The organism is Veillonella intestinalis (genome assembly GCF_943193155.1).
Classification (GTDB): domain Bacteria; phylum Bacillota; class Negativicutes; order Veillonellales; family Veillonellaceae; genus Veillonella_A; species Veillonella_A intestinalis.
Genome location: NZ_CALPDB010000001.1, coordinates 138,624 through 160,769 on the forward strand (window position 1 = coordinate 138,624; position 22,146 = coordinate 160,769).

Below are 22,146 nucleotides of genomic sequence, written 5' to 3' on the forward strand. Positions count from 1 at the left end.
TTTGATGGGAGAGTTATAATTTTTAGGAGGTTGTTATGAAAGTAGAAGGTATTTCATTTTTTGAAAAGAATTTAACAATTTGGGTATTACTTTGTATGCTTTTTGGTGTTACTTTGGGGCAATTATTTCCTCAATTTTCACAATGGCTGGGGCAACTTGAGTTGTATAATGTATCAATACCTGTGACTATTCTATTGTGGATAATGATATATCCCATGCTATTAAAAGTAGATTTTTCAAGTTTGCGTAATATTAGTAATAATCCTAAAGGGCTATTTTTAACTTGGACTATTAATTGGTTGGTAAAGCCTTTTTCTATGTATGCTATTGGTTATGTGTTTTTCTTTATTATTTATCAGGATATTTTATCAAATGCTCTTGCATTAGAATATTTAATTGGTGCTGTTCTATTAGGTGCAGCACCATGTACTGCTATGGTTTTTGTATGGAGTAAATTAACTAAAGGAGATAGTGCTTACACCTTAGTACAAGTGGCAAGTAATGATTTAATTATTTTAGTAGCGTTTGTTCCAATAGTTAGCTTTCTTTTAAATCGAGGGGATATTTACATTCCATGGGAAACGTTAGTGGTGTCTGTTGTGTTATTTGTAGTCGTGCCATTGGCATTTAGTGTTATTACACGACAAATTATTGTTAAAAAACATGGTGAAACTTATCTAACAGAACAATTTATTCCTAAGTTTGATCCTTATACAATGGTAGGCTTATTATTGACTCTTATTATGATTTTTACCTTTCAAGGAAATAAAATTTTAGCTCAGCCGCTTGATATTGTACTTATTGCGATTCCGTTAATTGTTCAAGTATTTTTTATTTTTGGCATTACTTTTAGTTTAGCGTATTTTTTAAAGCTACCTTATTCTATGGCCGCTCCTTGTTCGATGATTGGGGCCTCTAACTTTTTTGAATTATCGGTAGCGGTTGCTATAGCTTTATTTGGCTTATCTTCTGGGGCTACGTTAGCAACGGTAGTAGGTGTATTAGTTGAAGTGCCAATTATGTTGTTGTTAGTGAGAATCGCTAATCGTTTATCTAGTAAATTTGCGTGACTGATTAAAATTTAGATTTAAATATACTAATACTTATTTTCTTTACTATGATATACTTAAATTACCTTAAATGTTTATTGTGGAAAGTCATGAAATACTAATAGAGCTAAGTATTTTTGACATTACTAGTGAGTAGTGTGTATTAGTAAGTGGGAGGTACTAGTAAGTAGGATGCACTAGTAAGTGGCCTAGATTTTATAACTATTGTAGAATGTATAGTGTTATCTAAGGAGATAGAGATAAGGAGTATCTTATGGGAAAACAAATTTTAATCGTTGTAGATATGCAAAATGATTTCATTTCCGGCTCGTTAGGAACTCAAGAAGCGCAAGGTATTGTGTCGAAAGTTGCTGAAAAGATAGCAAATTTCAGCGGTGATATATATTTCACTATGGATACACATGATGAAAGCTATGAAACATCGCAAGAGGGCAAATCGTTGCCAATTGCTCATTGCCAAGAGGGAACTAAAGGTTGGCAGTTAGCGGAGCAGGTGCTTCAAGCAACGGAAGTAGATTCTGAAAAAATATATTGCAAAGGCCAGTTTGGTTCGGTAGAATTGGCTGAAGATTTACAGTATCTGAATGAGGTAGAACCTATTGAGAGTATAGAGTTAGTTGGGCTTTGCACAGACATTTGTGTAGTATCTAATGCGTTGTTATTGAAAGCCTTTTTACCAGAAGTGCCAATTACTGTGGATAGTTCATGTTGTGCAGGTGTTACTCCGGAGAAGCATGAAGCTGCACTTGAAACTATGAAAAGTTGTCAAATACATGTAATTTAATTTGAGAGGTCACAAGGTTACAATGAAAATAAAAGTAGCTTTTTTATGTGTGCATAATTCTTGTCGCAGCCAAATTGCCGAAGCATTGGCTAAAAAGTACGGGGCACATATTTTAGAGGTATATTCAGCAGGGACTGAACTTAAAGACCATATTAATGCTGATGCAGTTCGACTTATTAAAAAATTGTACAATATTGATATGGAAAAAACACAATGCCCTAAATTAGTAAAAGATATTCCTGCTGTTGACTATGTTATTACAATGGGGTGCAATGTAGTTTGTCCTAGATTACCGTTTACACATGGCATTGAAGATTGGGGATTGCCGGATCCAACTGGTAAAAGTGATAAAGAATTTGAGTTAGTCATATCTGAGATTGAACAAAAAGTTCGAGATTTCATTGCTAAAATTGAGGCTACCAGAGTATAAACTGTGTAATACTTAATTTATAATGGTCCTAAATCGTGCCTTTACAATAGTCCTAATTCGTACTATAATGTATTTATGATTTTAGTACGAATTAGGACTATTTTGTTGTTTATAAGAGGCGTAATATAGCACCTTCCAAATGGGAAGTTAGTCCTAATTAGGATTAGAGAAATTCTCTTAAAAAGTAATATATACCTTATTGTATTTTGAGCATTCAATATAGTGTAAAAGGAGTGAATTTGTAATTATGGATCGTATATTGAAAGACCAAATTACGGCAATGGGTCGTTTTTTCGGAAAGACAGTAGAATTATATGCCGCTTGGGCAAAAACAAAGGGTCTTAGCTATAATAAATTAGCCGTTATTGCTACACTTTTTTATCACCCTTATGGTACGCAGAGCCAAGTTTGTAGCGATTGGGCTATTCCTAAACAAACAGTATCTACCATTTGTAAAGGGTTAGAACGAGAAGGTCTTATTTATTATATGCACATAAATAATGATAATCGGGAAAAGTGTATGGCTCTGACTAGAGAGGGGCAAGTTATATTTAGACCTATTATGAAAGAGTTACAAGCTATTGAAGCACATACGTTGACGAGCCTAGGTGAGCAACAAACTGCAGAATTATTAAAGGAGATGAATAATTTTGTTCAAGCTTTTAAGGAAGGTCTTGAACAGGTTGAGTTGAACCAAGAAATAGGAAATAGGAAATAAGAAATAAGAAATAAAAAATAAAATATAAAATTAACAATTATTCATAACATATTATATAGGAGGTTTTTATGGTTGGTTATTTATTTTTAGGTGCGGCTATCGTACTAGAGATTTTTTCTACATCAATGCTTAAATTATCGGTGGGATTTACTAAATTAATACCATCACTTACCTTTGTAGTAGGGATGAGTTCTTCATTTTATATGTTATCTAAAGCACTTAACTTAATTCCCTTAAGTATTGCCTATGCTATTTGGTCTGGTGTTGGTACTGCGATAACCGCTATTATTGGAGTTTATATTTGGAAAGAGGACGTATCTTTTACTGCCGTTATTGGTATTGCCTTAATCGTTATAGGGGTTATTTTATTAAATTTAAAAGGGACTCATTAAAAATAATAAAATTAATTATTGAAAATTTTGATTAAGAGAGACAGTATTTGTCTCTCTTTTTTGATTGAGAGTATATCGAAAATGGTAGTTTTTGATAATTATTTTCGATTTTATAAAAGTAGAAGAAAGTATTATATTAATTATATTTCTTAATAAAATAAATATAATTACACTATATTTATAGGGTTTGTGGTATTGATATCGAAAAAATTAAAATTAAAAATAAGTTATTGCGTATAGTTAATTTATAGTACAAACTGTTATTGACAATGGATGTAAATGTGAATTATTATCAAAATAAGTTGTCGTGATTTGTGACAGTAGTGTATTTTGAAGGAAAAAGTTGAGGAGTTGTACTATGAGATTAAAACGACTTGTATGTGCCGCTTTATTAACAGCGAGTGCTTTTGGCATTTTAGGCTGTGCAGGAACGACGGGTGATCAAGCCTCCCAAGGTGCGAAGAGTGACCAGCTCACATTTGTTAATTTCCGTGATGTGCGTGACTTAAATCCCCATTTATATGCTGGTGAAATGTATGCCCAAGAAATGCTCTATGATACATTAGTAGAGATTACTGATAAGGGATATGCTCCCGCATTAGCAGAAAGCTGGACGATTAGCGAAGATGGTCAGACCTATACTTTTAAGATTCGACCTAATGTAAAATTCAGCGATGGTGAAGTTCTTGATGCACATGCAATTAAGGCAAATTTCGACGCTATTTTTGAAAATAAATCTCGTCATACTTGGCTAGAGTCGATGAGTCTTATAGATAAGTATGAAGCAACTGATGATTTGACTTTTGTAATTCACCTTACCAAACCATATTACCCATTATTAACAGAACTTGGTGTAACACGACCATTTGCTATGATTTCACCAAAAGCTATGAAAAATGGTAGCACTAAAGATGGTGTTAATAAATATATTGGTAGTGGCCCTTATAAATTAAAAGAAGTTGTTACTGATAAATATGCAATTTTTGAAGCCAATGAATTATATTGGGGTGAAAAGCCAAAAGTTAAGACCATTTTAGTTAAGGTAATCCCAGACAATCAAACACGTATTTTAGCGCTTGAAAAAGGGGAAGTGGACTTAATCTTTGGTAAAAACATGGTCGATGCTGATGGAATTCGGAAATTCAAAGACCAAAAAGGCTTTAGTGTAGCTTTATCTGACCCTATGTCTACGCGTGAAATTGTTTTAAATACAACAAAAGCACATTTAAGTGATAAACTAGTTCGTCAAGCTTTACAGTATGCAACGAATAAAGAGGCTATTTCAGAAGGTGTATTCTATGGCATTGAAAAGCCTGCCGATACCTTATATGCTCCAACTGTGCCGTATGCAGATGTAGGGTTAAAACCATATGAATATAATGTTGATACAGCTAAATCTATGTTAACGTCTGCTGGTTATGTATTAGGAGCGGATGGAATTTTAACAAAAGATGGTAAGCCATTAGAACTGAACTTGTTATATAACAGTGATAGTGTAACAGAAAAAGCTATTTCTGAATTTTTACAAGCAGAATACAAAAAAATTGGTATTATACTTCATATTAAAGGGGAAGAAGAACAGTCTTATCGAGATAATATGAAGTCAGGTAATTTTGATATGGTATTTAATATTTCTTGGGGTTTACCGTATGATCCACAATCTTCCTTGTCGGGGATGCGCAAACCTGTATATGGAGATTATGCAGCGCAACAAGGATTGGCTGATAAAGTAGAAATAGATGATGCGATTACTAAGATTTTGACGTCTACTAATGAAGATGAGCGTCAAGATTTATATAAGTTTGTATTAACGCGCTTACACGAAGATGCTGTATATATTCCATTGACCTATGAAAATAATAAAGCAATCTATAATAATCGTGTAGAAGGATTACATTTTACCCCAACTTTATATGAAGTGCCATTTAAAGATGTAACCTTGAAATAGGATGTTTTGCAACAAGCTAGTTATAGTTACATAGCTAGTGGTAGTTATTGAGGCTGTTGTAGGAGTGACTACAATAGCCTCATTCTGATTTAGGGAGGCATTGCCATGAGGGCGTATATTATAAAACGTACATTGACGGCTATTCCCTTGATGTTGGCCATTTCATTTGTATGTTTCGTATTCATTAATTTAATTCCATCAGATCCGGCTGAAGTAGCCTTACGTATTCGTCAGACCCCTGTAGTAACGCCTGAAGCCATTGCACAAGTGCGTGCTGAACTTGGTCTTGACCAGCCATATTTGATTCGGTATTTTAATTGGTTGATTGCATGTTTGCAATTAGATTTTGGGGTTAGTTATATTAATCCAGCGCGTACAGTATTGGGAGAGTTTCAACGCTGCTTGCCAGCCACTTTAGTACTCGCCTTTACTTCGCTACTTTTTGTTGTAGGCTTAAGTTTACCTATCGGCTTTTTCTGTGCCGTATATAAAGGCGGTTGGTTTGATAAAATCATGCGTGGTTTAGTGTTTTTAACAACTTCTATGCCGGCGTATTGGATAGGTTTATTGCTTATTTGGGTAATTAGTATTAAATTAGACTTATTGCCTACCAGTGGCAGTGAATCTTGGCAGCACTTAATTTTGCCAGCTTTTACAGTATCTTTAACATATATTTCTACATATATTCGTTTAATTCGAAATAATATGCTCGAGAATATGAAAGAAGACTATGTAACATATGCTACAGTGCGAGGTATTCGGCAGCGAACAATTTTGACAAAACATATTCTCAAAAACTCGCTACATACTTGCATTATTGCCATCGGTATGAGTATCCCTCAGTTGATTGCTGGTACTATTGTAGTAGAAAATGTATTTGCTTGGCCTGGCCTGGGGCAACTTTGTATTAGCTCTATTTTTAATCGTGATTATCCAATTATTCAGACCTATGTATTGTTCGTGGGTTTCTTATTTGTTGTCTTTAACTTATTGTTTGACATTATTCAATACATTGTTGACCCTCGTCTTAGAGAGGAGCGTGCCCAATGATTCGTTTATTGTTAAAAAATAATATGGTAGTGGGTTTGAGCTCTTTTATTTTATTAATAGCTTTAGCAGGTATCTTTGCGCCTTGGATTGCTCCTTATGATCCTTATGAAAACAATATTCTCATGAAATTTGCTCCTTATAGTGCTGAGCACTGGTTTGGCACCGACCATTTGGGGCGGGATATTTTTTCACGGTTAATCTATGGCATTCGACCAACCCTATTTTTATCTTTACTTACTATGCTAGCTACGATTGGCTTAGGCGCTATTATGGGGCTATTATCTGGCTATTTTAGAGGCATTATTGATGAAATTATTATGCGCATTGTTGATATGATGCTTTCTTTTCCAAGCCAGATTATGATATTTGCGGTCATTGCTCTTTTAGGTGTGGATGTACAAAATATTATTATTGCCAATGTTCTAATTAAATGGGCTTGGTATGCGCGTATGATTCGGACTAATGTTATGAAATATAGAGATAAAAATTTTATCTTGTATTCTCGCTGCATTGGTAGTAGTGAGCGTTTTATAATGGTTCGTCATCTATTGCCAAGTATTAGTTCTGAAATGGCTGTATTAGCTAGTTTAGATGTAGGTTGGACAATTATTAATATTTCTACATTATCGTTCTTAGGTTTAGGCATTCAGGCCCCATTACCAGAGTGGGGGGCTATGCTTAATGAGGCAAAAAATGTATTAACAGTTAACCCGATTCAAATGTTGGTGCCTGGTGTTGCTATCGTAGTATTAGTTTCTGCTTTTAATTTATTAGGTGATGCGATACGCGATGCTCTCGATCCAAAGGAGGTGCAGGAATGACTATTTTAACAGTGAATAATTTATCTGTTGTCCATCAAAATCGAGAGCGGTCTAAGCAAATTTTGGAGAATGTTTCCTTTTCTCTAAAAGCAGGAGCTTGTCTTGGCATATTAGGTGAGTCGGGCAGCGGTAAAAGTATGACCGCTAAAGCTATTTTGGGAATTTTAAGTCGTGATTTTAAAATTACTGGTGAAGCTCTTTATAAAAAGAAGAACTTGTTAACTATGTCCACCTTGGAATTAAGATCCTTACGGGGACTTGATATTGGCATGATTATGCAAAATCCTATGACATGCTTTGACCCTTTATATAAAATTGGTAATCAAATTTTTGAGACCTTTGAAGCACATGATTTGTTTCCAAGAGGCGAATGGCAGGCTAAGGCAGTAGAGATTCTACAAAAAATGCACATTCGTGAGCCAGAAGATACTCTTAATAAGTTTCCTCACCAATTGAGTGGTGGTATGCTACAGCGCATTATGATTGGTGTGGCTATGGCAATGAAACCAGATATACTAATTTGTGACGAGCCTACGACTGCTATTGATAGTATTACACAGTATGAAATCATTAAGGAATTTAAACGAATTAAAGACTCTAAAGAAGTAGCTATGATTTTTATTACTCATGACATTAGTGTAATCTCTCATTTAGCTGATGAAATTATGGTACTTAATCAGGGGCAAGTAGCTGATTATGGAACGTTCAAGGACATCATGGCAAACCCTAAAGATGCATATACAAAGATGCTGATTGAACAAAAACTGGCAGTTGCTAATCGTTATAGTCAGTTATTACATAAGCCGGTAGTAGCTGAAGGAGGGGCCTCATGTTAGTAGTAGATAATGTGGTGGTGCGATTTCCGAAACCTCACAGTAAATTGATTTTTAAAAAAGAATACCAAACGATATTACATGGCGTTACTTTTTCTGTTAAAAAAGGTGAATGTTTAGGTATTCTTGGTGAATCTGGTAGTGGTAAGAGTACGATTGGCAAGGCTATTTGTGGGCTTTTAGAGCCTTATGAAGGTAATATCACATTAGGCGGCACTACTCTATATGGTAAAGATAAAGTTTCCCCAGGCTTTTTGTCGGTAGTCTTTCAAGATTACACCACATCAGTGAATAGTCGCTTTACGATTCGTGACATTATTAAAGAATCTTTAATTGTATTGCAACGGCGCACGCAAACTAAGTTGGATTTCGAAAAAGAAATTATTGAATTATTAGAATTGGTGGGTTTATCGGTTGATTTTATTGATCGATATCCGCATCAGTTGTCAGGCGGGCAATTACAGCGGGTGTGCATAGCAAGAGCTATTGCGGTAAAACCGGAGATTGTTTTATTTGACGAAGCTATTAGCTCTTTAGATGCGCACACACAAGTGCAAATTATGGATTTGCTGATGAAAGTTAAGTCAATATATAATTTTACCTATATATTTATTACCCATGATTTGCCATCAGTAACCTATATGTGTGATCGTGTATTATTTCTTTATAAGGGGCGTGTGGAAGAAGTTGTATCAGTAGATGATATTAGTAGGGTACAAAGTGAGTATGCTCAAAAATTATTGCATTCAATTTTAGATATTAAAGTAGAGTGATACGGAACATATTTTATAAATTTAAATGAGAATATATATCAAAAATAGAGTAGCTTATTAAGAGTTGCTCTATTTTCTTCATTAGTGTTTCATTTTATATTAATGTGAGGGGAATATAGTAAACATAAGGAAAAGATAGAAGGTGGAATAAAAAAAGGTAATGATTTTAAATGATAAACAGTCTCAAATTATCAATTAGTTTTAAAATTGAAAATTGAGACTAGATTTATAATTATCGATGTGATATAATTAAATTGTAAGCGATAATAAGTACTTATAAAGAATCAATTAAAGTTAGTAGTATTATTTATAGCTTATTTAATTAAGTTTCCAAATTAAAATTTATTATATAGGAAAGGTTTTAGGTGACATTTTATGAATAAGAATATCGCAAAAGCATTAAATGAACAGGTTATTTTTGAATTTAACTCTGCATACTTGTATTTAGCATTGTCCTTGGCAATGGCTGATGCACGTTTTAAAGGTTTATCCGCTTGGTTACGTTTGCAGTATCAAGAAGAAATGGATCATGCATTCAAAATTATTGACTTCTTAGAGTCTCGTAATGAAACAACTACATTAGGCGATATTAAAGCGCAAGCAGTTGAAGTAACAGATCCATTGAAAGTAGCTGAAATGGTATACAAACATGAACAAGTAATCACTGGTAAAATTAATGATTTATATGCATTAGCAACTGAAGAAAAAGACTATGCAACTGTTAACTTCTTAAACTGGTTCATTACAGAACAGGTAGAAGAAGAAGCAAGTGCTCGTGACTTGGTAGATGAATTTACATTTGCTGGTGACAGCCGTGCTAGCCAATTGTTTGTGGATGCCCGTTTAGGTACTCGTCAACAATAATTACTTAGCTAAACTGGCTTAGTTTAGTGTCAATAGTAAACTACGTTTCCAAGTGGAAACACTAACCGATAAAAAATTACACATAGCTTATGATAGCTGCAAAAAGACGCTCTTTAGAGCGTCTTTTTAATATATTGAAAAGTCAAAAAAATAAAAAGTCAAAAATTATAAAAAGTTTGACTTTTTCTGTTGACAAAAGTCAAAAAGTCAATTATTATATAGTCAAGGTTGAAAGAACAAAAGGTCAAAAGATTAGAAAGTCAAATTGAACCGAAGTACAATAAAGAATGAAGGTAGTATATGAAAGACAACACGATAATATATAAAAAGTTTGGAGAGATGATTTATGGGTATTTTAGCAGATCGTATTGAAAAATTTATTTTAGCTAAGTTGTTAGAAGAGCAAGCTAAAGAAGAGGGCATTGTATTACGCCGCAATGAATTAGCTGATGAGCTTAATTGTGCGCCCTCACAAATTAGTTATGTATTAAGTACGCGGTTCTCAAATGACCGTGGCTTTATTGTAGAGTCTCGTCGTGGTCTTGGTGGTTTTATTAGCATTACGCGTATTCCAGTAAAAGCCTTATTAGAAGCGCCAAAGCATAAACAAGATACTACAGAATCAAATGATAAACCATTAACTATGGGAATTATAGACAACTCTTTATTTGAGTTGATGCAACAAAAATTACTGCATAAACGAGAGGCGGCCTTGTTACATGAAGCTTTTGCCTTATTAATGGAGGAACCAGAGCGTAAGACACGGGAACTTAAAGTTCGTCGCTTATTTGAACAAGTGGTAGCCATGGTGAAGGAGGGATAAGGTTTATGTTATGTGATAATTGTAAACAAAATGATGCAACTGTGCATATGACACGAGTTGTTAATGGTAAAAAAACAGAACGGCATTTATGTAATGTCTGTGCAGCTAAACAGCCAAGTGATGGGTTTGGGAGCCAAGGGTTTATGAATTTTGGCCCTTCTTTATTAGATAATGATTTTTTTACCAACGACTTCTTTACTAATACTTTGTATCCAGATAGTTTATTAAATACTCGCCAGGAGGCCCGTTGTAGTCAATGTGGTATGACATTTAGTGAATTTAATCAAACTGGTAAATTTGGTTGTGACCATTGTTATGAAACCTTTGAAGCACAAATAGCTCCTTTAGTAAAACGTTTACAAGGGTCTTTGTCTTATGAAGGTCGGGTGCCAAGTCGTGGTACCGGCGTTTTCAAGACAAAACACCAAATTAAGCGTTTGCGTCAAGAATTGGATAAAGCAATTAAGGCTGAACAATTTGAAGAGGCTGTTCGCCTACGTGATGAAATTAAAGTGTTAGAAGAATCCTTAAATAAAGAAAGTAAATAGGAGGTGTCACTATGTTAGACAAAATTTTAGACGAACCGTTAAGTAGTTGGCTACGTAGTACGGATCCTATTGGTGACATACATTCGCATATTGTATTATCCAGCCGTATTCGACTAGCTCGAAACTTTAAAGGCTTACAATTTACTAATCGGAACCACGAGGCTTCTTTACAAGAAGTTGAAAGTCTAATGCGCGGTGTGCTAGGCACTTTAAAAGCCGCTGATGGGCGTGAGTATTCCAACATTAGTTTAGATAAATTATCGGATATTGAGCGCGAAATTCTTGTGGAAAAGCATTTGATGAGTCCACAGATGGGACAGAAATTACCATACCGTAGCTTAGTAGTAGCTAATGATGCTTCAGTGGCTATTATGGTAAATGAAGAAGATCATATTCGAATTCAAACTATGGAGCCCGGTCTTCGCTTACAGGAAGCTTTAGATCATGCGCTAACAATTGACGATGCTATTGAAAGTAAATGTGATTATGCATTTAATGAACGGTATGGTTATTTAACAGCTTGTCCTACTAATGTAGGTACAGGCATGCGGGCATCGGTAATGCTTCATTTGCCAGCGTTAGCCATGACGGGACGCATTAATCGTTTAATTCGTAGTATCACTCAATTAGGCTATTCCGTGCGTGGTTTATATGGTGAAGGATCTCAAGCTCTTGGCAATATTTATCAAATTTCTAATCAAGTGACGATGGGAATTAGCGAAGAAGATACAATTAGTCAATTGCAAAAAATACTTGAAAAATTGGTACAAGAAGAAGTGAAGGCTCGTGAAGCCATTAAAAATGGTGATTTTGAAGCCTTTGAAGATCGAGTATGGCGTGCTTTTGGTACTTTGCAATATGCTCGGCGTCTTTCTGGTGAAGAAGCCTTAGGTCTTCTTAGTGATGTACAACTAGGTATGGATTTAGGTGTTTTACCACAACATTCAGCCGATGTATTTAATGAGTTAGTTGTTACTACAAGACCTAATTTTTTAAGTAAATATGCAGGTAAAGAAAATATGACAGCGGCTGAACGAGACAGCTATCGAGCTAAAGTGGTTCGTGATCGCTTAGCCCGTTAGTTAATTTACTGGCATAAATTTTTACAATATAAGTTTATAATGCAAATTTAAAAATATAACAGTTACGATTTGTCGTATAGATATGAGGTGATTATATGTTTGAACGTTATACAGATGGGGCACAACGTGCTCTTGGTATTGCGCAAGAAAAAGCGAAGGAGTTTGGCCATGACTATGTGGGCACTGAGCATTTGCTTTTAGGTTTATTGGAAGAATCTAATAGTGTAGCGGCCAAAGCATTACATGCTTTAGGTTTGGAAGGCAAAGCTACTGAAGAAGCTGTACTCGCTGCGGTAGGTCGCGGTAATGGCAGTGGTAATGAATTGTATGTAACGCCACGAACTAAAAGAGTATTGCAATTAGCGGTAGAAATTGCTAACCGCATGCAACACAATTATGTAGGGGCTGAACACCTTTTGCTCGGTATTTTACAAGATGGTGGTGGTGTAGCCGTTGCGGTATTACAGAAATTTGGTATTCGTAGTTCTGATGTAGTGAAAGCTATTAATAGTATTTATGGATCAGAACAATCTGGTGGTGAAGGGCCTAATGGAGGTGTTGCTAATGGTGCTAGTGTTGGCAATAGTAATTTAGGTGATTTGAAAGATTTTGCTACCGATTTAAACGAACTAGCTAAGCAAGGTAAAATTGATCCCGTTATTGGCCGTGATACAGAGATTAATCGCGTTATCCAAATTTTGAGCCGTCGTACTAAGAATAATCCAGTTCTAATTGGTGAACCAGGGGTTGGTAAAACAGCTATTGCTGAAGGGTTAGCTCAACGTATTGTTAATCAGAATGTGCCAGAAATTTTGAGAGATAAACGAATTATTTCTTTAAGTTTAACGGCTATGTTAGCTGGGGCAAAATATCGTGGTGAATTTGAAGAACGTCTAAAAAAAGCCATTGATGAAGTTCAAAAACATGATGATATGATTATATTTATTGATGAAATTCATACTTTAGTAGGGGCAGGCGCTTCAGAAGGGGCTATGGATGCAGCTAATATTTTAAAACCAGCTTTAGCACGTGGTACTTTCCAAGTTATTGGGGCTACTACCTTAGATGAATATAAAAAACATATTGAAAAAGATGCAGCCTTAGAACGTCGTTTTCAACCAGTTCTTGTGGGTGAGCCAAATGAAGAAGATGCTCTTGAAATCTTAAAAGGTTTGCGTGACCGCTATGAAGCTTTCCACAAAGCAAAGATTACTGATGCTGCTTTAAAAGCAGCGGTTGAATTGTCTAATCGTTATATTTCTGATCGATTCTTACCAGATAAAGCGATTGACGTTATGGATGAAGCGGCTTCTAAAGTGCGAATGAAAGTATTTACAGCGCCACCTGATGTTAAAGATTTGGAAAAACGATTGGCTGATGTACGCAAAGAAAAAGAAGCAGCTGTAACAAGTCAAAACTTTGAAGATGCAGCGAAACTTCGGGATGAAGAAAAGCGTTTAACGGAAGAAATTGAAGCAAAACAAGCTCAACGTAGTAAAGAAGATGAAGAAAAACTTGTTGTTACAGAAGATGATATTGCCGCTGTTGTCGCAGAATGGAGTGGCGTGCCTGTAGCAAAAATTGCAGAAGAAGAATCCGCTCGCTTGCTTCGTTTAGAAGATGAACTTCATGAACGTGTAGTTGGTCAAGATGAAGCAGTAGTTGCAGTAGCTAAAGCTGTTCGTCGTGCTCGTGCTGGTTTAAAAGATCCAAAACGTCCAATCGGTTCCTTCCTATTCTTAGGGCCTACAGGGGTTGGTAAAACTGAATTGGCTCGTTCGTTAGCAGCGAACCTCTTTGGTGATGAAAATGCTATGATTCGCCTTGATATGTCAGAATACATGGAAAAGCATACTGTATCTCGTTTAGTGGGAGCGCCTCCAGGATATGTTGGGTATGATGAAGGTGGCCAATTAACCGATGCAGTACGTCGTAAACCATATAGTGTAATCCTCTTTGATGAAGTGGAAAAGGCACATCCAGACTTTTTCAATATTTTACTTCAAGTACTAGATGATGGTCGTTTGACAGATAATCAAGGTCGTACTGTAGATTTCCGCAATACGGTTATCATTATGACAAGTAACTTGGGGTCTAAATTCTTAAAAGAAGACAGTGCAGCTATGGGCTTCTTGGCTGCTAAAAATAAAGAAGATGCTAAGAAGAATGAAGCAGAAACATTTGCAGAAGCTAAGAAAAATACGTTAAATGCTGTAAAACAGCATTTCCGTCCTGAATTCTTAAATCGTATTGATGAAATGGTTGTTTTCCACCCATTAACTAGTGATGATTTAAATAAGATTGTTAATATCTTATTACAGGATGTTATGAAACGCTTGGCTGAACGTGAATTGACTTTAGAAGTAACACCAGAAGCGCTTGAATTGTTAGTTAAAGAGGGATCTGATTTCACCTATGGGGCACGTCCATTAAAACGAGCTATTCAACGTTTGATTGAAGATCCAATCTCTGATTTAATCTTAAAAGGTGAAGCTCCTGAAGGTTCTGTTATTAAGGCCAATGTGGTAGATGGAGATATTACTATGGTCGTATAGTTCTATTTGGTGAGCTTTATAGGTTACTGGGAACTGTTTAAAGTCATGAAAGTATAAAATTTATCTTCTGTTTGAAGGATATTGCATATAAAATCACGAATACTATTTAGATGGTGTTCGTGATTTTTTTATCTAGGCATGGTATTTATATTATGTAGCAATATTGATACCATAGGAAATATAAAATAAAGTTCAATAATTTGATTATTAAAGGGATTATATAATGGCTAAAGTTAAAACAGTTTACTTTTGTAATAATTGTGGCGCTGAATCGCCTAGATGGCTAGGGAAATGTCCACAATGTGGGGAATGGAATACACTCGTTGAAGAAGTTGTTCGACCTACTACAACTAAAGGTGCGGCTGCTTATGCACCAGTAGATCGTTCATCTACCAAACCGGTGGCTTTATCTGATATTAAAACAGAAGATTCACCGCGCATGTCTACTGGATATGATGAAATCGATCGTGTACTAGGTGGTGGCATTGTGCCTGGTGCATTAATGTTATTAGGGGGTGACCCCGGTATTGGTAAATCTACCATTTTATTACAAGTTTCAGGCCGTGTTGCTGATCGCTTCGGTAAAGTACTCTATGCATCTGGTGAAGAATCACAGATGCAGTTAAAACTGAGGGCCGAACGGTTAGGCATTGAAGGTAATCAATTAGCGGTTATGGCTGATACAAATTTAGATGCTATTTTACAAGAAGCTGCGCAGCATAAACCAGCTTTATTAGTAATTGATTCTATTCAAACTATGTTTACTGATGCCTTAGATTCGACACCTGGTAGTGTGGGTCAAGTAAGAGAATGTACTGCGCGACTTCTTCGCTTTGCCAAAGAGCAAAGTGTGCCAGTTATTATTATTGGTCATGTAACTAAGGATGGTAATATTGCAGGTCCTCGTATGTTGGAACATATGGTGGATGTGGTGCTCTATTTTGAAGGGGAACGGTCTTATCAATTCCGTATTTTGCGGGGAATTAAGAATCGCTTTGGCTCGACTTCAGAATCAGGTCTTTTTGTAATGGAAGAAGAAGGGTTAGCTGAATTAGTCAATCCTTCAGCCACTTTATTGGCCGAGCGGACTGAGGAAGAAACAGGTTCTGCTGTTATGGCCTATTTAGAAGGGATTCGTCCTATTTTAGTAGAGGTACAGAGTTTAGTGTCCACTACTGCTTTTGGGATGCCACGGCGCACCTCAATTGGCTATGATTTGAATCGCTTGATTATTTTGCTGGCTGTGTTAGAAAAACGTTGTGGATTAACTTTAGGTAATAAAGATGTTTATGTAAATGTTATTGGTGGCTTAAAAGTTAATGAACCGGCCTGCGATTTATCTGTGGCCGTTGCTATTGTGTCTAATTTAAAAAATCGGCCAGTCCCTGCTAATATGGTAATACTTGGTGAGGTAGGGTTAACTGGTAATATTCGAAGCATTCCTCGCATTGAGCAACGCATTGCTGAAGCCGCTAAGATGGGCTTTACTCGATTTGTAGTGCCTGCAGGTAATAGTAAACAAGTAAAGACAACGCGCAAGGGTATTACTATCCATGGTGTTACTACGGTGCAAGAAGCGATGAAGCTTGTCTTTGGCTAAATTTTGGCTACATAATCAATAAAATATGGTGTGTTTTTTCCTTTTATAGACAATGATATTAAATTTGTTTTAAATTTATTGAAAAAAAGTGCAGAAGTTTATGATTTATTTATCATTTTAATGTACAATAGAAGAGTACGATAAGAAAGGAGGTGAAATTGATGATATATAAAATTCTACGTTATGTCATAGCCTTATTGGTGGGTATCATGGGATATATGTTGACAGATAGTTTTATGCCAGTATGGGAACCGATTATTGATGTGAAGTTTTGGACAATGGGGTTCTTTGGCATTTCCATTATTAAAATATTAGCATTAGCGTTTGGTGGTTTAATCGGTGCTGTTATTGGCTTTTTTATCGCTATGCCGCTGATTAGTCAAGGATTACGCTTAGCTAAAAATATGGAACGTCTTTTATCGCGGGTACCTAATCAAGAATTAATGGCCGGCACAGCCGGATTACTCTTTGGACTCATAATAGCAAATCTTATTGGCTTGGCATTTTATCGCGTTCCTTTGATTGGATCGTATATTCCCATTATTTTAAGTGCTATTTTTGGTTATATTGGTATGCGTTTGGCATCTCGCAAGGGGCCTGAGTTATATGCTAATTGGCTTCAAAATCGGTCGATAGTAAAAGAAAAGAAAAAAGAAACAGCTCCTAAAGACGTTGAAAGTACTGCAAGTGTTACTGTTTCTGATTTTGAATCTATTTCGGTGGCTAAGTTACTTGATACGTCGGTTATTATAGATGGTCGTATTGCTGAATTATGTGCTACTGGTTTTTTAGAAGGACCTCTAGTTGTTCCTTTGTTTGTTCTTGAGGAATTACAGCATATTTCTGATTCTGCCGATGTATTAAAACGAAATAGAGGACGACGTGGCCTTGATATTTTACAAGGGTTACAGCAGAAAGAGCTCATTGATATTAAAGTGATTGATGATGATTTTGAAGATATTGCTGAAGTTGATTCTAAGCTCATGCGTTTAGCATTAGATAAAAAATGGAAAATCGTGACAAATGATTTTAATTTAAATAAAGTAGCTAGTCTACAAGGCATTGAAATTTTAAATCTTAACGATTTAGCTAATGCGTTAAAACCAGCTATGATTCCTGGTGAATGGATTCGCGTGCAGGTAATTAAAGAAGGGAAAGAAGATAATCAAGGGGTAGCCTATTTAGATGATGGTACTATGATTGTTATCGAAAATGGTGCTCAATATGTAGATACCTCTATTGATGTAATGGTTACGTCTGTATTGCAGACTAGTGCAGGGCGAATGATTTTCGCTAAAGCGAAAGGAACTAAAGAATGATTAGTTGTATTTTATTGGCTGCCGGTGCGGGCAAACGAATGCAATGTGAAACGAATAAAATCTTTTTGCGCTTAGGATCCTATTCTGTATTACAGTGGAACCTTCGTCATATGGCGCAAGTCCCAAATTTAACTGAAGTTATTATTGTGGTAGCTGATGGTGAATTAGAGGCTGTTCAAAAAGAAGTGGCAGTGCTTGATTTGCCTTGGGAACCTATTTATGTGCTTGGGGGCGCAGAACGACAAGATTCAGTGATAGCTGGTACTGAGGCTGTTAGTGAAACGTCAGAAATTATTTTAGTTCATGACGGTGCACGGCCAATGGCTAAGTCTGATTTATTTACAGCTGTAGCCACTACGGCTCAGCAATATGGTGCGGCTGTAGCCGCTGTACCTGTAGTAGATACTATTAAGCAGGTGAAATCAGACCAGACTGTGGCACAGACACTAAAGCGCAGTGAGTTGTATGCTGTGCAGACGCCACAGGGGTTTAGACGTCAGTGGCTGTTAGAAGCACAAGCGTATGCACGAAAAACAAATTATTTGGGGACTGATGATGTATCTTTAGTCGAACATCAAGGGAAACCAGTACATATTGTAATCAGTGATTATACAAACTGTAAGCTTACAACCCCAGCGGATATTGTAAAAGCGAAACAGTATTTAGGAGTGACAGAACCTATGATGCGTGTAGGCTTTGGTTATGATGTACATCGTTTTAAAACGGGACGTCCTTGTATTTTAGGCGGTGTTCAAATTGAAAGTGAATTTGGTCCGGATGGGCATAGTGATGCAGATGTATTGATTCATGCACTGATGGATGCCTTATTAGGGGCTGCCGGTTTGCCTGATATTGGCTATTGGTTCCCGCCCGAAGATGAAGCTTTCAAGGATGCTTCTAGTATGGAGCTATTAAAGCAAGTTGTGAAGCTACTACACGAAAAAGGATTTAAGGCGTATAATGTAGATGTTATGGTTATTGCAGAAGCGCCAAAATTAAAACCTCATATTCAGGCTATGAAAGCAAATTTAGCGAATGTGTTAGGCATTGGTGAAGACTTTATTAGTGTAAAAGCAACGACTCACGAGAAGTTAGGTGCTTTTGGACGTTTAGAAGGTTTGGCCGCGCAAGCTGTAGCGACTTTGTATACTGTATAAAGGCAAAGTATAGGAGTTTTTATACGGTTTTATATAGTATTCAATATAGAGATAGCCCTAAAGGAAAGCCAAGATGATAGTAAAGGAGTGGATATATACATGGCAAAGATGAAAGTGCGTTTTGCACCAAGTCCAACTGGCCCGTTTCATATTGGCGGTGCTCGTTCAGCATTGTTTAACTGGTTATTGGCACGTAAAGAAGGAGGTACTTTCCTTCTTCGTATTGAAGATACGGACTTAGCTCGTTCTACACGGGAGAGCGAAGAAAATATTAAAGCAGCCCTTAAATGGTTAGGCATGGATTGGGATGAAGGTATTGATGTAGGTGGTGAAAACGGCCCATATCGTCAAACAGAACGCCTTGATATTTATAGAGAAGTGACACAGCGCTTGTTGGATGAAGGTAAAGCATATCGTTGTTATTGCTCGGAAGAAGAATTAGAAGCAGAGCGTCAAGCCCAGTTAGAACGGGGTGAAACGCCTAAATATAATGGTCATTGTAGTCATTTAACAGACGAACAGATTGCAGCCTATGAAAAAGAAGGCCGCAAATATACAGTTCGTTTACGTGTGCCATTAAATCAGACCTTTGCTTTTAATGATATGGTTCGTGGTCATGTGTCTTTTGAATCTAATGGCGTTGGCGATTTTGTTATTGTCAAATCTGATGGAATTCCTGTATATAACTATGCTGTTGTAATTGACGATCATACGATGGGGATTACTCATGTTATTCGTGCTGAAGAACATCTTTCTAACACGCCACGTCAAATTGCGATTTATAATGCTCTTGGCTGGGACGTACCAATTTTTGGTCATATTTCGTTGATTCTTGGCAAAGATTATAAGAAGATGAGTAAGCGCCATGGTGCGACTTCTGTGGATCAATATCGTCAACTGGGGTATTTACCAGATGCTATTGATAATTTCTTAGCCTTACTTGGTTGGGCACCAGAAGGGGAACAAGAATTATTTACGTCTGAAGAATTAATTCAGAACTTCTCTATGGATCGTGTAGCAAAAAATCCAGCTGTATTTGATATTGATAAATTAAATTGGATTAACTTTAACTATATGAAAAATTTAAGTGATGAAGCTTTGTATGAATTATGCTTGCCTCATTTGCAAGAAGCTGGTTATGCATCAGCTACACCAGATGAAGCGGAAAAAGCAAAACTTACTATGCTTTGTGTATGCTTAAAGGATCATATTAGTTTTGGTGCTCAGATTAAGGATGAAGCCAAGCTTATTTTTGACGATACGTTTGTGTTAGATGAAGCACATGCTGAGGATATTAAAGCTGTATTAGCAGAAGAGTCTTGTCCAACAGTGCTTAAGGCATTCCGTGACGCAGTAGCTGGGTTAGAAGAAATTACACCAGATATAGTAAAAGCAACGATTAAAGGCATTATGAAAGAAACTAAATTAAAAGGTAAATTCGTATTTATGCCGATTCGTATTGCTACAACAGGCCAAATGCATGGCCCAGATTTAAATTATATTATTACTTTATTTGGTAAGGATAAAACATTAGCTCGTTTAGATGAAACAATTAGCAAACTATAATTAATTGTTATTGGTTTAAACATATCAATTAGGGCACTGAAATATAATGTGCAAGCTGTATTGGTTTTCCGACAAGCCAATTTTGACTGCGGGAGGGGAACCTCCCGCTTTTTTATGTATATATTTTAGGTATATAATTTTGCTTTTCATTTGTTCCATATTTACTTAACTGCGTGGGGGCATAGTTAAGGTGTAGTCATAGTTTTTATTAAGGAGGATTATTATGGAAACCATGGTTGAACGCTTTTTGCGTTACACAAAAACAAACACACGCTCTGATGAAGCATCTACAACGGTACCAAGTACAGAGTCACAAGTTGCCTTCGCTAAGGTCTTAGCAGCTGATTTAAAAGAACTTGGCTTAGAAGGTGTTAAGATTAATGAAAATAATGGCTTTGTTATAGGTGCGTTGCCTGCTAATACAGAGGAAGATGTGCCAGCCATAGGCTTTATTGCTCATATGGATACGGCTGATTATAATGCTGAAAATATTACCCCACGGATTATTGAAAACTATGACGGTACAGATATTCTCCTTAATAAAGATAAAGACTTATATAGTCGCGTAGCTGATTTTCCTAATTTATCTAGTTACAAAGGTAAGACTTTGATTGTTACTGATGGGACGACTTTGTTAGGTGGCGACGATAAAGCGGGCATAGTAGAAATTATGGAGAGTCTTCGCTACCTAAAAGAACATCCAGAAATAAAACATGGTCTTGTTATGTGTACTTTTGGACCAGATGAAGAAATTGGTCGTGGCGCTGATCTTTTTGATGTAAAGGATTTTCCAGTAGATTTTGCTTATACTATTGATGGCACTCGCTTAGGTGAATTAGAGTATGAAACGTTTAATGCTTGTGCAGCAACAGTAGAATTACATGGTGTATCTGTTCATCCTGGTGCAGCTAAAAATACAATGATTAATTGTAATAAATTGGCTATGGAATTTGATCGTATGTTACCACAAGCTGCTGTGCCAGAATTAACTGAAGATTACGAAGGCTTTATTATGTTGACGAGTAATGAGACAGGTATTGAATCTGGTACTATGAAATACATTATTCGTGATCATGATCGTGGTTTGTTTGAAAGTAAAAAGAAACTTTTTGAATTAGCCACTAAGGTATTAAATGAACGATATGGTCGTGACGTAATTACACTTACACTTAAAGATAGCTATTACAATATGTATGATGTTATTAAAGATCATATGGAATGTGTTGAAATAGCTAAAGCTGCTATGGAAAAAGCTGGCGTTACACCATTAATTCAGCCAATTCGTGGTGGTACTGATGGCTCTAAGATTTCTTTCATGGGCATTCCAACACCAAATCTATTTACTGGGGTAGAAAACTTACACGGTCCTCATGAATTTGCTTGTGTAGAACATATGCAATTGGCAGTTGATACTATTGTAAATATTGTGTCCATAGAGAAATAAGTATACATATTGGTATTACTATTGGTATTACTATTACAATTATTACTGTTGTTAGTGTTATTGCTGTTATTATTGTTATTACTGTTACTATATACCTATAATTACAATTATTAGTAGGCTTCACTTTTACCAAGATATATTAGTTGCGCTCTATTTAATTTATCGTCAATAAATTGTGTAGATATGCTTGTGAGACATTGACTTTAACAGTCTTTCATGCTATTATACTCTATATATCGATAAAAATTGTTATTAAAGACGATGAACGAAATAAGTACTTTGTGACTAGCTTTACAGCGAGAACTAAATGGTGGAAGGGTTCAAGTGTGGCCAAGGGAAATGCATTCGGGAGTTGATAGATTGAATTCA

At 36.1% G+C, this 22,146-nt stretch carries 20 protein-coding genes and 1 other annotated feature (1 of these 21 cut by a window edge); all 20 genes read left to right on the plus strand.

Going from position 1 to position 22,146, the window contains the following annotated elements; translation table 11 throughout:
• Window positions 1-35: 35 nt before the first annotated feature.
• The 20 genes from arsB (at window position 36) to pepT (ending at window position 21,777) form a co-directional block, all read left to right on the plus strand.
• Window positions 36-1,070: an ACR3 family arsenite efflux transporter gene (gene arsB, locus NFR44_RS00640; protein ID WP_251440017.1), complete on the plus strand. Its 1,035-nt coding sequence runs from the start codon at window positions 36-38 to the stop codon at window positions 1,068-1,070.
• Between the two features lie 253 nt (window positions 1,071-1,323).
• Window positions 1,324-1,854: a cysteine hydrolase family protein gene (locus tag NFR44_RS00645; RefSeq protein WP_251440020.1), complete on the plus strand. Its 531-nt coding sequence runs from the start codon at window positions 1,324-1,326 to the stop codon at window positions 1,852-1,854.
• A gap of 22 nt (window positions 1,855-1,876) precedes the next feature.
• Window positions 1,877-2,284, plus strand: a complete 408-nt coding sequence (locus NFR44_RS00650; protein ID WP_251440022.1) for an arsenate reductase ArsC — start codon at window positions 1,877-1,879, stop codon at window positions 2,282-2,284.
• Between the two features lie 247 nt (window positions 2,285-2,531).
• Complete coding sequence (locus NFR44_RS00655) at window positions 2,532-3,002, plus strand: MarR family winged helix-turn-helix transcriptional regulator (protein ID WP_251440025.1); 471 nt, start codon at window positions 2,532-2,534, stop codon at window positions 3,000-3,002.
• Between the two features lie 68 nt (window positions 3,003-3,070).
• Window positions 3,071-3,394, plus strand: a complete 324-nt coding sequence (locus NFR44_RS00660; protein WP_251440027.1) for a DMT family transporter — start codon at window positions 3,071-3,073, stop codon at window positions 3,392-3,394.
• Between the two features lie 358 nt (window positions 3,395-3,752).
• On the plus strand, window positions 3,753-5,342 hold the full coding sequence (nikA, locus tag NFR44_RS00665; protein ID WP_251440031.1) for a nickel ABC transporter substrate-binding protein: 1,590 nt from the start codon (window positions 3,753-3,755) through the stop codon (window positions 5,340-5,342).
• A 105-nt stretch (window positions 5,343-5,447) separates the two neighbouring features.
• Window positions 5,448-6,392, plus strand: coding sequence for a nickel/cobalt ABC transporter permease (opp1B, locus tag NFR44_RS00670; RefSeq protein ID WP_251440034.1), 945 nt, complete (start codon window positions 5,448-5,450; stop codon window positions 6,390-6,392).
• On the plus strand, window positions 6,389-7,213 hold the full coding sequence (opp1C, locus tag NFR44_RS00675) for a nickel/cobalt ABC transporter permease (RefSeq protein ID WP_251440036.1): 825 nt from the start codon (window positions 6,389-6,391) through the stop codon (window positions 7,211-7,213). Before opp1B ends, opp1C begins: the two co-directional genes overlap by 4 nt.
• Window positions 7,210-8,049 (plus strand): ABC transporter ATP-binding protein, encoded by an 840-nt coding sequence (locus NFR44_RS00680; RefSeq protein WP_251440038.1) that lies wholly within the window; start codon window positions 7,210-7,212, stop codon window positions 8,047-8,049. The genes opp1C and NFR44_RS00680 overlap by 4 nt, the downstream gene beginning before the upstream one ends.
• The gene (locus tag NFR44_RS00685; RefSeq protein WP_251440040.1) at window positions 8,043-8,819 is read left to right on the plus strand and encodes an ABC transporter ATP-binding protein; all 777 of its coding nucleotides are present in this window, start codon (window positions 8,043-8,045) and stop codon (window positions 8,817-8,819) included. Before NFR44_RS00680 ends, NFR44_RS00685 begins: the two co-directional genes overlap by 7 nt.
• A gap of 375 nt (window positions 8,820-9,194) precedes the next feature.
• A complete protein-coding gene (locus NFR44_RS00690; protein ID WP_251440042.1) occupies window positions 9,195-9,683 on the plus strand; it encodes a ferritin in 489 nt (162 codons plus the stop codon).
• Between the two features lie 346 nt (window positions 9,684-10,029).
• On the plus strand, window positions 10,030-10,506 hold the full coding sequence (locus tag NFR44_RS00695; protein WP_251440044.1) for a CtsR family transcriptional regulator: 477 nt from the start codon (window positions 10,030-10,032) through the stop codon (window positions 10,504-10,506).
• Window positions 10,507-10,511: 5 nt separating this feature from the next.
• Window positions 10,512-11,054, plus strand: a complete 543-nt coding sequence (locus NFR44_RS00700; RefSeq protein ID WP_251440048.1) for a UvrB/UvrC motif-containing protein — start codon at window positions 10,512-10,514, stop codon at window positions 11,052-11,054.
• Window positions 11,055-11,065: 11 nt separating this feature from the next.
• Window positions 11,066-12,136, plus strand: a complete 1,071-nt coding sequence (locus NFR44_RS00705) for a protein arginine kinase (protein ID WP_251440050.1) — start codon at window positions 11,066-11,068, stop codon at window positions 12,134-12,136.
• Between the two features lie 95 nt (window positions 12,137-12,231).
• On the plus strand, window positions 12,232-14,691 hold the full coding sequence (locus NFR44_RS00710) for an ATP-dependent Clp protease ATP-binding subunit (RefSeq protein WP_251440054.1): 2,460 nt from the start codon (window positions 12,232-12,234) through the stop codon (window positions 14,689-14,691).
• Window positions 14,692-14,914: 223 nt separating this feature from the next.
• A complete protein-coding gene (radA, locus tag NFR44_RS00715; RefSeq protein WP_251440057.1) occupies window positions 14,915-16,291 on the plus strand; it encodes a DNA repair protein RadA in 1,377 nt (458 codons plus the stop codon).
• A 161-nt stretch (window positions 16,292-16,452) separates the two neighbouring features.
• Window positions 16,453-17,610 (plus strand): PIN/TRAM domain-containing protein, encoded by a 1,158-nt coding sequence (locus NFR44_RS00720; RefSeq protein ID WP_251440060.1) that lies wholly within the window; start codon window positions 16,453-16,455, stop codon window positions 17,608-17,610.
• Entirely contained in the window at window positions 17,607-18,767 is a 1,161-nt protein-coding gene (gene ispD, locus NFR44_RS00725) for a 2-C-methyl-D-erythritol 4-phosphate cytidylyltransferase (RefSeq protein WP_251440063.1), read from the plus strand. The genes NFR44_RS00720 and ispD overlap by 4 nt, the downstream gene beginning before the upstream one ends.
• A gap of 99 nt (window positions 18,768-18,866) precedes the next feature.
• The gene (gene gltX, locus NFR44_RS00730) at window positions 18,867-20,333 is read left to right on the plus strand and encodes a glutamate--tRNA ligase (protein ID WP_251440066.1); all 1,467 of its coding nucleotides are present in this window, start codon (window positions 18,867-18,869) and stop codon (window positions 20,331-20,333) included.
• Window positions 20,334-20,556: 223 nt separating this feature from the next.
• Complete coding sequence (gene pepT, locus NFR44_RS00735; RefSeq protein WP_251440069.1) at window positions 20,557-21,777, plus strand: peptidase T; 1,221 nt, start codon at window positions 20,557-20,559, stop codon at window positions 21,775-21,777.
• A gap of 252 nt (window positions 21,778-22,029) precedes the next feature.
• Window positions 22,030-22,146, plus strand: a binding site (T-box leader); it runs 88 nt beyond the window's last position.